The sequence below is a fragment of the Pseudoalteromonas ostreae genome, from assembly GCF_018069805.1.
Taxonomy (GTDB): Bacteria; Pseudomonadota; Gammaproteobacteria; order Enterobacterales; family Alteromonadaceae; genus Pseudoalteromonas; species Pseudoalteromonas ostreae.
In genome coordinates this window covers 48,411-61,918 of record NZ_JAGPYN010000010.1, presented here as the reverse complement: position 1 = coordinate 61,918, position 13,508 = coordinate 48,411, and the positions used below count along the sequence as shown (strand labels likewise).

The 13,508-nt window shown below is 41.2% G+C and carries 10 protein-coding genes; 2 read left to right on the top strand and 8 right to left on the bottom strand.

The window, feature by feature from the left end:
• Positions 1-23: 23 nt before the first annotated feature.
• Positions 24-893 (bottom strand): LysR family transcriptional regulator, encoded by an 870-nt coding sequence (locus tag J7338_RS09735; RefSeq protein ID WP_210796884.1) that lies wholly within the window; start codon positions 891-893, stop codon positions 24-26.
• Between the two features lie 117 nt (positions 894-1,010).
• Between J7338_RS09735 and J7338_RS09730 the strand changes: the two genes are divergently transcribed.
• Both J7338_RS09730 and fghA read left to right on the top strand, forming a co-directional pair.
• On the top strand, positions 1,011-2,132 hold the full coding sequence (locus J7338_RS09730; protein WP_210796883.1) for an S-(hydroxymethyl)glutathione dehydrogenase/class III alcohol dehydrogenase: 1,122 nt from the start codon (positions 1,011-1,013) through the stop codon (positions 2,130-2,132).
• A 59-nt stretch (positions 2,133-2,191) separates the two neighbouring features.
• Complete coding sequence (gene fghA, locus J7338_RS09725; protein WP_210796882.1) at positions 2,192-3,037, top strand: S-formylglutathione hydrolase; 846 nt, start codon at positions 2,192-2,194, stop codon at positions 3,035-3,037.
• Positions 3,038-3,132: 95 nt separating this feature from the next.
• Here fghA and J7338_RS09720 read toward each other — a convergent pair whose 3' ends face one another.
• The 7 genes from J7338_RS09720 to J7338_RS09690 form a co-directional block, all read right to left on the bottom strand.
• A complete protein-coding gene (locus J7338_RS09720; protein WP_275074473.1) occupies positions 3,133-4,644 on the bottom strand; it encodes a BCCT family transporter in 1,512 nt (503 codons plus the stop codon).
• A 130-nt stretch (positions 4,645-4,774) separates the two neighbouring features.
• Positions 4,775-6,385 (bottom strand): ABC-F family ATPase, encoded by a 1,611-nt coding sequence (locus tag J7338_RS09715; protein ID WP_210796881.1) that lies wholly within the window; start codon positions 6,383-6,385, stop codon positions 4,775-4,777.
• Between the two features lie 265 nt (positions 6,386-6,650).
• Positions 6,651-8,207, bottom strand: coding sequence for a SulP family inorganic anion transporter (locus tag J7338_RS09710; protein WP_210796880.1), 1,557 nt, complete (start codon positions 8,205-8,207; stop codon positions 6,651-6,653).
• Between the two features lie 123 nt (positions 8,208-8,330).
• Positions 8,331-8,789: an Lrp/AsnC family transcriptional regulator gene (locus J7338_RS09705; RefSeq protein ID WP_169020487.1), complete on the bottom strand. Its 459-nt coding sequence runs from the start codon at positions 8,787-8,789 to the stop codon at positions 8,331-8,333.
• Positions 8,790-8,878: 89 nt separating this feature from the next.
• Positions 8,879-9,520, bottom strand: a complete 642-nt coding sequence (locus J7338_RS09700; RefSeq protein ID WP_210796879.1) for an MBL fold metallo-hydrolase — start codon at positions 9,518-9,520, stop codon at positions 8,879-8,881.
• A gap of 3 nt (positions 9,521-9,523) precedes the next feature.
• The gene (locus J7338_RS09695) at positions 9,524-11,326 is read right to left on the bottom strand and encodes a M14 family metallopeptidase (protein WP_210796878.1); all 1,803 of its coding nucleotides are present in this window, start codon (positions 11,324-11,326) and stop codon (positions 9,524-9,526) included.
• A 184-nt stretch (positions 11,327-11,510) separates the two neighbouring features.
• On the bottom strand, positions 11,511-13,418 hold the full coding sequence (locus J7338_RS09690; protein WP_210796877.1) for a beta-ketoacyl synthase: 1,908 nt from the start codon (positions 13,416-13,418) through the stop codon (positions 11,511-11,513).
• Positions 13,419-13,508 lie beyond the last annotated feature (90 nt).

Genomic DNA, 13,508 nt, shown 5'->3' with positions numbered 1-13,508 from the left:
TACTGACATATTTTCAATAATCGTTAGTTCAGTGAAGCAATCAGATGGTCAAGTAATGCGCGCACATTGGTCGCCACAAATTGCCGTGGTGGATACACCCCCCATACACCTTCTGGCTTTGGCTGATTATTGGTTAAAATCGGCACTAAATCTCCCGCAGCTAAATCGCTTTCAATGTAATAATTGGGTAATTGAATAATACCCAGCCCTTTTTTAGCCGCGTCTGCTAACGCCCAACCACTGTTACACTGCAATCGGCCTGCTATTTTAATGTGTTTATCACGCCCTTGTTCACATACCCGCCAGTAACTGCTGTTACCCACTAAGCATTGATGATACTGCAGTTCTGCCAAGGTATGTGGTTCACCAAAACGTGCTAAATACGCTGTTGAGCAGCAAATGACAAAATGGCGTTCACTAAGACGGCGTGCTTTTAAGCTAGAGTCTTTTAAATGACCCAAGCGAATAGCCAAGTCAAACCCACCTTCTAGCAGGTTTTCTTGTTCATTACTTAATGCCATTTCAACTTCAACATCGCTGTGCTGCTGCATAAATGTGTGTACAGCTGGCATCACAAAACTTTCTCCATACATGACTGGCGCCGTGAGTTTGATTTTCCCTTTTGGTGTGCTTTGTTGTTGTGCAAGTACCCCTGTGGCATCGTCTAGTGCATGCTGTAAGAGCTTAGTTTGGTGTAAAAAGACTTCGCCTTCTTTGGTCAGTACAACTTTACGGGTAGTACGCGTTAATAATTGGGTATTTAAGCGCTGCTCTAATTGCGTTACATGGCGGCTTATGTGTGCAACAGATACCCCTAATGCGGTTGCAGCGCGGGTAAAGCTGCCTTCTTCACCAACTGCAATAAACTCATCTATACCTAACCAACGACTCATTATTACTATACTGTAAAAGTGTTTTATTAAAATGAAGATTAACATTGTTTGAGAAACAAATAAAATACCGCTATTGTTTTCAAGTCATCTTCGTATTTAACCAGCAAGAGAGTTACTATGTCTGAATTTATAAAATCAAAAGCCGCAATTGCTTGGGGTCCAAATCAACCACTATCTGTTGAAGAAGTAGATGTGATGATGCCAAAAAAAGGCGAAGTCATGGTTAAGATCACTGCAACGGGTGTTTGTCATACCGATGCGTTTACTCTATCAGGCGCGGATCCTGAAGGAATTTTTCCAGCCATTTTGGGGCACGAAGGCGCAGGTGTTGTCTATGCTATCGGTGAAGGTGTAACAAGTGTAGAAGTGGGCGATCATGTGATCCCGTTATACACCGCTGAGTGTGGCGTGTGTAAAATGTGCACATCAGGTAAAACAAATCTGTGTTCAGCAGTACGCGAAACCCAAGGTAAAGGCTTAATGCCAGACGGCACGACTCGCTTTTTCAAAGATGGCCAACCAATTTATCACTACATGGGCACTTCTACGTTTTCTGAATACACCGTATTACCGGAAATTTCATTAGCCAAAGTAAATAAAGAAGCCTCTTTAGAAGAAATTTGCTTACTGGGCTGTGGTGTTACAACTGGTATGGGTGCGGTCACAAACACTGCAAAAGTTCAAGCCGGCGATACCGTTGCTATATTTGGTTTAGGTGGTATTGGTTTATCAGCAATTATCGGCGCGAAAATGGCTGGTGCCTCGCGTATTATCGGTATTGATATCAACACCTCTAAGTTTGATCTAGCCACTAAATTAGGCGCTACAGATTTGATCAATCCAAAAGACTTCGACAAGCCAATCCAAGAAGTCATTGTCGAGATGACCGATGGCGGCGTTGATTTCTCATTTGAGTGTATAGGTAATGTTGATGTCATGCGCTCTGCCCTTGAGTGTTGCCACAAAGGTTGGGGTGAGTCGGTGATCATCGGTGTTGCTGGTGCAGGCCAAGAAATTTCGACACGCCCGTTTCAACTAGTTACAGGACGCGTTTGGCGCGGCAGTGCTTTTGGTGGGGTTAAAGGTCGTTCACAACTACCTGAGATTGTTGAACGTTACATGGCTGGCGAATTTGCATTAAATGACTTTATCACTCATACCATGGGTCTTGAAGAGATAAACGACGCGTTTGATTTAATGCATGAAGGCAAAAGTATTCGTACTGTGATCCACTACTAATATTAAAAATACAGATACCACATAGCGTGTAAGCTATGTGGTATTTTAGCGAGGAATCCATGTTAGATAATTTAAGCGCCACAAAAGTCAGCGGTGGCTGGCACAAGCAATACAGCCATACATCTATAAGCACCCATTGCCCAATGCGATTTGCTATTTTCTTGCCACCCGGTGCCAGCCAAACTAATAAAGTGCCGGTGTTGTATTGGTTATCAGGTTTAACCTGCACGGATGAAAACTTTATGCAAAAAGCCGGCGCCTTCAAAATGGCTGCTGAGTTAGGCATTGCCATTGTAGCCCCAGATACCAGCCCTCGCGGTGATAATGTACCTGATGAAGACAGCTATGACTTTGGCCAAGGTGCAGGCTTTTATGTAAACGCCACCCAAGCGCCTTACAACACTCACTACAATATGTATGAGTATGTGGTTAATGAACTGCCCGCTTTAATTGAGCAACACTTTCCAGTGACTGACAATAAAGCAATTAGTGGTCATTCAATGGGTGGCCATGGTGCGTTGATGATTGCCTTGCGTAATCCACAAAATTACACCAGTGCTTCGGCGTTTAGCCCAATTGTGAACCCTATTGACTGCCCATGGGGACAAAAAGCGTTTAGCCACTATTTAGGCCATGATAAATCGGCGTGGGCCCAATACGATACTTGTGAGTTGATGAAAAAGGCCAATGAAAATGATTACCTGCCAATGCGTGTTGAACAAGGTGAAGCAGATAACTTTTTAGTTGAGCAACTTAAAATTGAAAACTTATTTAAACAAGTGAATGAGAAAAACTATCCTGCGGAAATTAATATGCATGCAGGTTATGATCATAGTTACTTTTTCATCAGTAGCTTTATTGACGAACATCTATTATTCCATCAATCGTATTTACAGGCTCAATAATCTTCTTCGCAGTGAGGTTGTCAGCCATTATTTCATCTGCTGTTGTATAAATAGTGCTGTCGACAAGTACACCTACAACCGTGCATGCGCTGAGCTTAGTCTTGTAGCTCAGCCATGAATTCTTTCACAAACCCAGTTAGTTGCAAAATAAAAATAAACAAAAATGGAACTGCACCAATAACCGCCAAACTGCGATTAAGAAGTTCATTATTTTCTAATAACAATACCCAACTACTCAATGCAAGAAGAAAAGACCAAGTGTATAAGCTTAGCCTATGACTGCTTTTTGCTCCCGCTAAGTTGCGGATCACTAATATTGCCGAGTCTACTGAAGTTGCAACAAAAATCAGCAACAACAGTAAACTTGCCCAGATCAGGACCCCACCTTGCCAACCGAGTTGTTTGAAAAATATAAATAAACCTTGGGTATAATCAACTTTAATGGCGGCCATAATGCCGTTGCTATGGCCACTGTCCCACGCAATAGCAGATCCAGAAAAAACACTAAACCATAAGATAGTTACACACGTTGGCACAACGACAACACCAACAATATACTGCCAAACTGGCCGACCTTGACTTATTTTAGCTAAAAACACCCCAACAAATGGCCCCCACGCTAACCACCAGAAATAATAATTATAGGTCCAACTATTTGCCCATGTGGGCTCATTTAATTGACTTGAAAATTGCCAAGTTCCAGTTACTAATAAGTGGATGTAATACTTACTGCCCTTTAATGCAACATCAATAATCGGTTGTAATGGCACCATCATCATCAGCCAAACAAGGACAAAAAATGCCAAAAACACATTAAATTGACTCAATGTCTGTACACCTTTTTTTAACCCTAATCGCGCAGACAAACTATACAGTAGTGCTAATAACACGATAATAATTAAACCCACCAACCACGGCGAATCAACACTCAACTTAAGTTCAATACCTTTACGCAGTAACAATGTGGAATTAGCTATTGTGCCTACTACACCAAAAAAAATAGCCAAAATAGCTAATAGTTGGATCACAAACTTAAACTTTAATTGGGTAATTCTACTTACATGTCCGCGTGTTAAACTCAGTACAGGGGCACTAATATCGCCCGCTTTGCCGCTATTATGGCTTAAACCACCTAGCACTAAACCAAATACGGCGTACAAGGCCCATGCATGTGCCCCCCAATTCACTAGTGTGGTAGCGAGTGCGGCGGCTTGGCGATCAGGGTATAAACTTTGTTTTAAGGGCGGTTGTAGTACATGCATTGCAGGCTCCGCTACGCCCCAAAATACTAAACCAGAGCCCATGCCTGCGGCAAACAACATGGAAAGCCAACCAAAGGTTGAAAATTCAACCGTTGCTTGCTCGCCACCAATTTTTCGCTGCCCAAGTGGGCTCATCGCCAGCACAATAACACTGATCAATAAAAAATTTACCAACAGAAAAAACGGTCCCCCCAATACAGCTAACACATCAATGATCAGTGGCTGGATAGTCGCAGTAAGCATGTCTGGAAATAAAAAAGCCCCTGCTACTGATACTAAACACAATACAAGTGCAAATTTTTCAAGATTAGCGGTGAGTTTAAAAAAATGAGGTCGAATTTCCACACTGATACCTTAAAAATTATCAATACTAACAATATGGCGCTTTTAGATTGATATCAAATTAACCTATATTTAGGGAGAAGTTGTTAGACACAAAAAAACCGACCTTGGTCGGCTTTTCAAGCGTACTACCTTACTTAGCCAACAGCTTTGCTTGCTCTTGCTGACTCGCCATAAATTCATTAAAAGTGCCGTGAAAATTAACCACTGCTTTGTCACGAATATCAATAATACGGGTTGCCAGTGATGAAACAAACTCACGGTCATGGCTAACAAAAATCAGCGTCCCTTCAAAGCCTTTTAACGCATTATTAAGCGCTTCAATGGCTTCCATATCCATGTGGTTTGTCGGTTCGTCCATCACCAAAACATTTACGTCTTGCATCATTAATTTACCAAACAATAGGCGATTTTTCTCACCACCTGAGCAGTTTTTAGCTTTTTTATTCGCATCATCCGCAGTAAACAATAACCGACCTAACATGCCACGCACCATTAAATCGTTATGCTTAGCTGTACGCCACTGTGACATCCAATCAAATAAAGTTAAATCGTTATCAAAATCTTTGCTGCTATCTTGTGGGCAATAACCTATCGATGCATTTTCTGACCATTTTACAACACCGTGATTAGCTTCAAGTTCACCCACTAAACAGCGAATAAAGGTTGATTTACCAACACCATTCTCACCAATAATCGCAAGTTTTGAACCCGCTTCTAAAATCAGCTCGCCGCCTTCAAACAATACTTCACCGTCAAAACCATGGCCAAATTCTTCTAAGATCAATGCTTGACGGTGCATCTTTTTACCTTCATCAAAATACAATGACGGCGCCATTCGGCTTGACGACTTCACTTCATCTAAGCTGATTTTATCCATGCGTTTAGCACGTGAACTCGCTTGTTTTGCTTTTGATGCATTAGCACCAAAACGATTTACGAAATCTTGTAACTCTTCAATTTCAGATTGCTTTTTAGCATTACCAGCAAGTAATTGTTCACGAATAAGCGTTGATGCTTCAATATATTTTTCGTAGTTGCCAGGATAAATACGCAGCTCACCGTAGTCAATATCAGCCATATGAGTACATACTGCATTAAGAAAATAGCGGTCATGAGAAATAATGATCATGGTGCATTTACGCTGGTTAAGTTCATGCTCTAACCAGCTTATAGTATGAATATCTAGGTTATTAGTAGGCTCATCCAGTAATAAAATATCTGGGTTAGCAAACAAAGCTTGCGCAAGTAATACGCGCAGCTTCCAGCCAGGGGCTACTTGTGACATTAGACCAAAATGAAATTCTTCTTCAATGCCCGCTTTTAATAAAATATCACCCGCGCGGCTTTCAGCACTGTAACCATCCATTTCAGCAAAAACACTTTCAAGCTCAGCGACTTTCATACCATCTTCTTCACTCATTTCTGGCAGAGAATAAATACGCTCACGTTCTTGCTTTATTTTCCATAATGCAACGTCACCCATGATCACAGTGTCAACCACAGAGTATTGCTCAAAAGCAAACTGATCTTGGCTTAAGTTACCGACTTTCAGTCCAGGGCCAATTGATACGTTACCTGAAGTTGGCGCAAGCGAACCATTGAGGATTTTCATGAAGGTTGACTTACCGCAGCCATTGGCGCCAATTAAGCCATAACGATTACCGTTACTAAATTTAGCGGAGATATTTTCAAACAAGGGTTCGGCACCAAACTGCATGGTGATATTAGCGGTAGAGATCAAAATGAATTTCCTAAGCAAATACTGACAAGTACACTATTCGCTGAATAAGGAAAAGTTAATACAGGCAATAAGACGGTATAAAGAGGCCGCGAATTATACAGGCACTAGCTGCACTAGTCGAGCTTAGTCTCAATAATTGACTCACCGATCACTGGTTTTTATGTGACTTAAATAAATTTTAATGTTGTCTACAGATCCTGCTGATTATTGATTAAATAGCAATAAAAAGCGAAGGCATTGCCTTCGCTTTTATCAAACGTATCCTTTAAGCAAGTTTATCTGAGACGACTTTATAAGTAGGGTCTTCAATTACATTCACTTCGACTAAGTCGCGCGCTTTGTGTAATAACTGTGTACAGTCTTGGCTTAAGTGGCGTAAATGCAACTGCTTACCTGCCTTGGTGTATTTATCAGCTAAAGTATCAATTGCTTCAATGGCGCTGTGATCTGCCACTCGGCTATATTTAAATTCGATGATAACGTCTTTAGGGTCATTTTTAACATCAAACAACTCCGCGAACTTTTTCACTGAGCCAAAAAATAATGGTCCGTGAAGTTCATAGACTTTAGAGCCCTGCTCATCAATATAGTTTGTTGTAAAAATATGTTTCGCATGTTGCCACGCAAAAACTAAGGCAGACACAATCACACCCACACATACTGCAATTGCTAAATCCGTTATCACCGTTACACCCGACACTAATACAATAACAAACGCATCTGATTTTGGTACGCGCTTCATCATTTTGAAACTCGCCCATTCAAAGGTGCCTAATACCACCATAAACATCACGCCAACCAAGGCTGCCAGCGGCACCATTTCAATCAAACTGGCGGCAAAAATAATGAATGCTAGGAGCATTAATGCTGCTGTAATACCAGATAAACGCGAACGACCACCTGAGTTAATGTTGATCATTGATTGACCAATCATCGCGCAACCTCCCATCGCCCCAAAGAAACCACAGGTAACGTTTGCAGCGCCTTGACCAATGCATTCTTTATTACTGTGACCACGGGTTTCTGTGATTTCATCAATCAGGCTAAGGGTTAATAATGATTCAATTAAACCAATTGCCGCTAAAATAAGTGCATAAGGTAAAATAATTTTTAATGTTTCAAAGGTAAATGGAACCATTGGAATGTGAAATTGTGGTAAACCACCAGCAATAGTTGCCGCACTGTCACCGGTCATATCTTTTAAGAAATCAAGTACTGTACGCGCTTCTAAATCAAACCCGATCACAATAGCGGTTACTGTAACAATAGCCACTAATGTTGATGGCACAGCTGTAGTCAACTTTGGCAAAAAGTGAATAATAGCCATCGTTAAGGCGACTAATCCTAGCATGATCATCATCGGCGTGCCGGTCATCCACTGCATGCCACCTTGGCCATCGGATACTTTAAATTGCCCTAATTGGGCTAAGAAGATGACAATCGCTAAACCATTTACAAACCCGAGCATCACCGGATGAGGAACCATACGAATAAACTTACCGAGCTTAAACACCCCTGCCAGTATTTGTAGTATCCCCATCAGTAATACAGTCGCGAAGAGGTACTCAACCCCATGATCTAGCACTAAACTTACCATAACAACGGCAAGTGCACCGGTTGCACCGGAGATCATACCTGGGCGGCCGCCAAAAATAGCGGTGATCAAGCCAACAATAAATGCTGCATATAAACCAACTAAAGGCTCAACATTTGCTACAAACGCAAATGCAACAGCTTCAGGAACAAGCGCTAAGGCAACTGTTATACCTGATAAGATATCGTTTTTAGCAGAGCTTGGCGCCTTGCTTAATAAGTTAAACATTTAATTCCTCTTCGGGGTGTGGGATCAAAAAAACACTCAATTCTAACAAATTAAGCTAAAGTTAACAATTACAGTAAGAGGGACAAGCTAACGCCTTTATAGCGCTAGCTTGATTAGATACGATTAAAGTGGCAACGATGTACTGCGTTTTACACAAGTCATAGTGACGTTTGAGTGAACTTCTTGTACAAATTCAAGATTCAATAAATTGTCACGCACAAACTGTTCATAGCCTTCAATCCCTTTAGAAATGATCCGCAACATAAAGTCCATAGTGCCAGCCATACTGTAACATTCTGTTACTTCATCATAACTTAGGATAAGTCGTTCAAACTCAGCTAAGTTTGTACGGCCATGATTTGATAAACGAACATGAGCGTACACGAGCATATCAAAACCGAGCTTTTTCTCATCCAATAAGGCAACTTTGCCTTTGATATAACCATCTTGCTCAAGCTTAGCAATACGACGCCAACAAGGTGATTGAGATAAACCGACTTTATCAGCAATATCAGCGGTCGAAAGACTTGCATCTTGCTGTAACAGTGCCAAAATTTGGCGATCAACATGATTTAGAGGCATTTTATTTCTTATTTATTTTACTAAATTGATTAAATTATACATTGCTTTGAGAGTTGAGTCTTGTACTTTTATGCATTTATTATGCGCAACTAACCAAATTTACCACTTATAAATGGATTCGATATGCGTTCAGTCAGCACTTTCGTGTCAGGTCCATGTCCAGATAGAATTCGCGTTTCATCAGGCAGTGTCAAAATATGATTTTTAATCGAGTCAAGTAACTGCTGGGTATCCCCTTTAGGGAAGTCTGTACGCCCTACTGAGCCTTTAAAAATAACATCACCGACTATCACTAACTGATGTGTTGCTTCATAAAATACAATATGCCCAGGGGTGTGGCCCGGACAATGACGAATTTCAAATCGCAATTGACCCAATGTAAACGTATCCCCGTGGCTTAACCAATGCTGAGGGTGAAAAGGCGTAATCGCTGAAAAGCCAAACATTTGCGCTTGCATAGGTAATGCATCAAACCAAAATAATTCGTCTTTTTGTGGCCCGACAATATCGACAGAAAAATGCTCAGCAAGCACTTTTGCCGCACCAACATGATCAAGATGGCCATGGGTGAGTAAAATACACTGCAAGCTTAACTGATGCTTGGCAAGCTCAGTAATGATTTTATCAGCGTCGCCACCGGGGTCGATAACCGCTGCGTGGCGTGTTTGTTTACAAATAACCACTCGGCAATTTTGTGCAAAAGCGGTCACCGGTACGGTAATTATTTCCATATTTTAATTCTTTATTTGCGATTTAGTATCAAATGTCATCAACACAGGATACTTTAAATAAGCTTGATCATAAAATGGCGTATGCTCATAGAGCCAGTTTAATCGTGCTTGTGCATTTTTAGCAAAAGCGACATCCTCACGAATTTTTTTATCAAACTCAAGTGCAAGAGCCGATTTATCTTTTAGCATATGGCGAGCATACGGCGCTAATGCATAGTTTTCCATGTATTCAGTACGTTGAAAAATGGTATTAAACTCACCCCATGCAAAAAATGAATCCGGTGCTTTGGGGTGTAAAAGATGAGTTGCTAATTCACCGAAAGGTTGAGCAGTTTCAACTTTAGACCAACCGGTCAACGACTTTTCCGGCACATCTACAAAATCAAAATCTGCATTTACTCGAAAGCGTCCTTCAAACGGCGCTTTATCAAATTCATGCTTTGTTACTACCGCGACTTTTAAATTAGTTACCAGCTCATCACTACTCACGTTTTCTACTGTAATACCATGTAATTTGAGTTTTTCGACAATGTGTGGATAAGCAGGTGGAATATAAAACGAATTTGGTACGGTGATCACGGTTTTTGCGTCCTTCTGCCAGTAAATAGGCAGCGCATCATAGTGTTGTTTTTCACCTAAATACTTTACTTCTATCTGGCCACTCAAGGCGCTCATACTGCGTGAATATTTGATCCCTGCAAATGCGATAGTGTTTGGCTCTTTTGCATAACCGCGTTCAACAATAAGCTGACTTGGTACAAAATCATGTTCTTTTTCAACCGCTTCGGTTAATTGTTGATGATGTTGTGCCAGTGCTGAAATAGCTCCATCTAAAAATACATAAGTACCGAGTACACGTTGTTTGTACGGTTTTAATGAATGATTTTCGACTAAAATTGTGGGTAACGATCTTAAATCCCCCCAACCATTCGAATAACGAGGCGTGGCAACCCAGCCCGCTAAGCCTTTTTTAAACTCGCGCTTATCCATTACAAATACCAGCGGCCCAGGTATATGGCCTTGCTCTTGTAATTTTGTGTCGATGATAGGTTTAAAATAATTATTGAGCGCATCTGACACACTTGGCGATTCACTAGCAAATACGGGGTTGTACCCGTAAGTTACATCGTATTGATAATCTGCACCGTCAGTCACATGCACATCGATATATAAATCTGGGTTAAACTGCTTGATCACCTTTAATACACCACGTACTTCCGGCGTATCTAGTTTGGTGAAATCACGATTTAAATTTAAATTATTAGCATTGGTTCTAAAGCCCATTTCAACTGGGCCACGCTGGTTTATGCGATTAAACTGACTACTACGCTCATGGCCATCAACATTTAAAATAGGAATAAATAAGATGTTCACTTGGCTTAAAATATCTCGACGTTTTCCGGTTGCAATATCGCGTAGCAACATAAACATCGCATCTTTACCGTCAATTTCGCCGGCATGAATTCCCGCTTGAATAAAAATAGTCGGCTTGGCGTTTTGCATTAACTGCGAAGGTGTAAATGCACCATCTTCGCTGGCTACCATCATGTTGATCGCACGGCCACTGGCACTATGTGCAATAGTTTGCACTTGGAATTGGGTAGGGTTTGCTGCAACAAGACGATCTACAAAGGCCATAGTTTGCTGATAATTTGGTGATTTTAGCCCTTCACTTAGTTCGAAATCTGTGGTTAATGGACCTTTTTGTTGTATCAATGCCAGACTTTGACCTTGCCATGGCAACAATGGCGGTAAATGGCTATCTAATGTAATACTGGCACTGAACAATAATAAACTGGCGATCATAAGACTCTCAAACCTTGGCCTCTGCAATAGCTTCAATTATAACAAGGATAAATGACAGATTGCATAAACTGCGGTGATTCAACAAAAAAATGCAGCCAATGACAATTTGAAAACTTTATAGGGCTAATATTCACGCATTAAAAAAGGCGCTATAAAAGCGCCTTACCACTCAAGAATAATGTGCTTAAAACATATCTTGATAAGGATTCGTTTTACTAAATGCAATGGCTTTATCAAAACCTGGAATATGCATGTCGGTATCAGAAATGACGATTTCATCTTCATCAATCATGCCATCACCAAAGCGATAAATTAGCTCATATTGTCCTAAGTCAGCTTGTTGCTGATAATTTGCCTGAGCGGCTGAAACAGTTTTATTGCTAAATGCATATGCATCCATCACCGCGCTGCCATGGCGTTTTGCTAACATTTTCATGGTCACGATGGGTGACAAAACAGTGGCTGTGGCATTATTACCGCCAAAGCCTTTTGAATTAATAAAGGCAATATCCATATCTTCGCATTGATAATGCTCAGTACGAATATCTAAATACTGGTTATGCACATCCTTGGCCACTTTATCTATGGTGGTTATACCCGGCATAATATTATGTGCAAAGACACCCAGCGCCATCGCTAATTGGTCGCCACTAGCTGGCGCAATTGTGTGCCCTACATACGCTTTTGGTGCAGCTACTTTCCAATTATCAATGGCAAACGTTTGTGCCACCTTATGATAAATTAATGACTCTGTTACGCGGTTTTGCGGTGTGCTTGAACCATGCGCTAAAATAAAGCTACGTTGTTGTAATGCTTCTTTACCTAATAAGCTCGTGGCTAATGCCGCCGACTTCGCCATGGTTATATAATTACCCGGTCCTGGTGATGTAATTGATTTTTTAACGCCATCAGCATTTACAAATACATCAGGCACGCAGCCTAGAATGTCGGCACCCAACTCCAGTGCTAACGCATCATCCATTAGAATCGCTACTTGTGCCCCTTCACCTAAAGTAAAGCCGCAGTTTTCGCCAAATGGGCGGCTACTTTTACGATAATCAGGCTCATCATCATTGCTTAAGTTATCCAAGCGGCGTAAACCTTCAGTATTCGCCAGCGCACTCATATTGCCAAAGCCTTCAACCACTTCAGGAGTAATTGCGCATTCAACACTTGCCACAATAGCAACACGAGTACGCCCTGCTTGTATATCGTTTACTGCAGCGCGCAAGTTATATAAAAATGTTGCACACGCGCCAGAAGTTGAAAACGTAGTGCCTACATTGCCCGTCACATAGGCATTAATGAAATCGGTCGACATTGTATTTAAGCCAAGCGCTAACTGCTTAGTGCTGACACGATCACCTTGCTGGCGGGCTTTTACTAAACCACCTAAGCCCTTGTCATCCATTTGACCAATAACCGACGCTGAATAAGTGCCAATTTTATCCGGCTCAACACTATTCATAATGTGTTGCCAATCAAGTCCGGTTGATTTAATCGCGTCAGTTGCAGCAAAAATAGTTGCTTGTAAACCACGTGGCTGATAGCGGCTGTTGTACATAATTGATGGATCAAACCCTGTTGGTAGTTGCCCAGCCGATTTAATCGGATTATCGCGAGTAGAAGCATGTTTAATATCAAACTGAGCCGCAATGGTTACTTTTACTTTTTTATTTTCAAGCTCTTCTACGTGCCAACTTGCAGGGACTGGCGAAGGTAAATCTCGACGACGTGTTTCAAACACAATCGCGCTTTCATCTGACGCGGTTAATGTCATTTTTTGCTGCCATGGTGTTGCATCGACATCAAAATGCTCTTTTTCAATTTTACGAATTAACGTACCGGCAATAATTTGCTCACCAAAGCGTGCTTCTATGTCGCTTTTTTCAACAGTATTACCTTGTAAATCTTGCAGTTGCCCATTCACAATACTCACTAAGTTCATTAACGTGGCGAGGCCTAAAAATGTTTCTTGGCGAGCTTGAGTATCTAAGTTGTTTAACACGATACGACGATAACCTTGATGAAAAGAAGTACGACCTGCGGCGTTAATTCCACCCATGCCGATAATAACGGGTAATGCTGTCATAATTTACCTTGAGAAAACGTGTTATAGGAGATACTTGCAGTTTAGATGGATTTAATTATCAACATTGTGCTTAAATAGCCAAATAATGAG

Bases quoted from the DNA above. Each gene is read 5' to 3' on its own strand.
- J7338_RS09710 (WP_210796880.1), bottom strand. From the start codon at position 8,207: ATGTTTAACTTATTAAGCAAGGCGCCAAGCTCTGCTAAAAACGATATC.
- J7338_RS09695 (WP_210796878.1), bottom strand. From the start codon at position 11,326: ATGATCGCCAGTTTATTATTGTTCAGTGCCAGTATTACATTAGATAGC.
- J7338_RS09700 (WP_210796879.1), bottom strand. From the start codon at position 9,520: ATGGAAATAATTACCGTACCGGTGACCGCTTTTGCACAAAATTGCCGA.
- J7338_RS09690 (WP_210796877.1), bottom strand. From the start codon at position 13,418: ATGACAGCATTACCCGTTATTATCGGCATGGGTGGAATTAACGCCGCA.
- J7338_RS09705 (WP_169020487.1), bottom strand. From the start codon at position 8,789: ATGCCTCTAAATCATGTTGATCGCCAAATTTTGGCACTGTTACAGCAA.
- J7338_RS09730 (WP_210796883.1), top strand. From the start codon at position 1,011: ATGTCTGAATTTATAAAATCAAAAGCCGCAATTGCTTGGGGTCCAAAT.
- fghA (WP_210796882.1), top strand. From the start codon at position 2,192: ATGTTAGATAATTTAAGCGCCACAAAAGTCAGCGGTGGCTGGCACAAG.
- J7338_RS09735 (WP_210796884.1), bottom strand. From the start codon at position 893: ATGAGTCGTTGGTTAGGTATAGATGAGTTTATTGCAGTTGGTGAAGAA.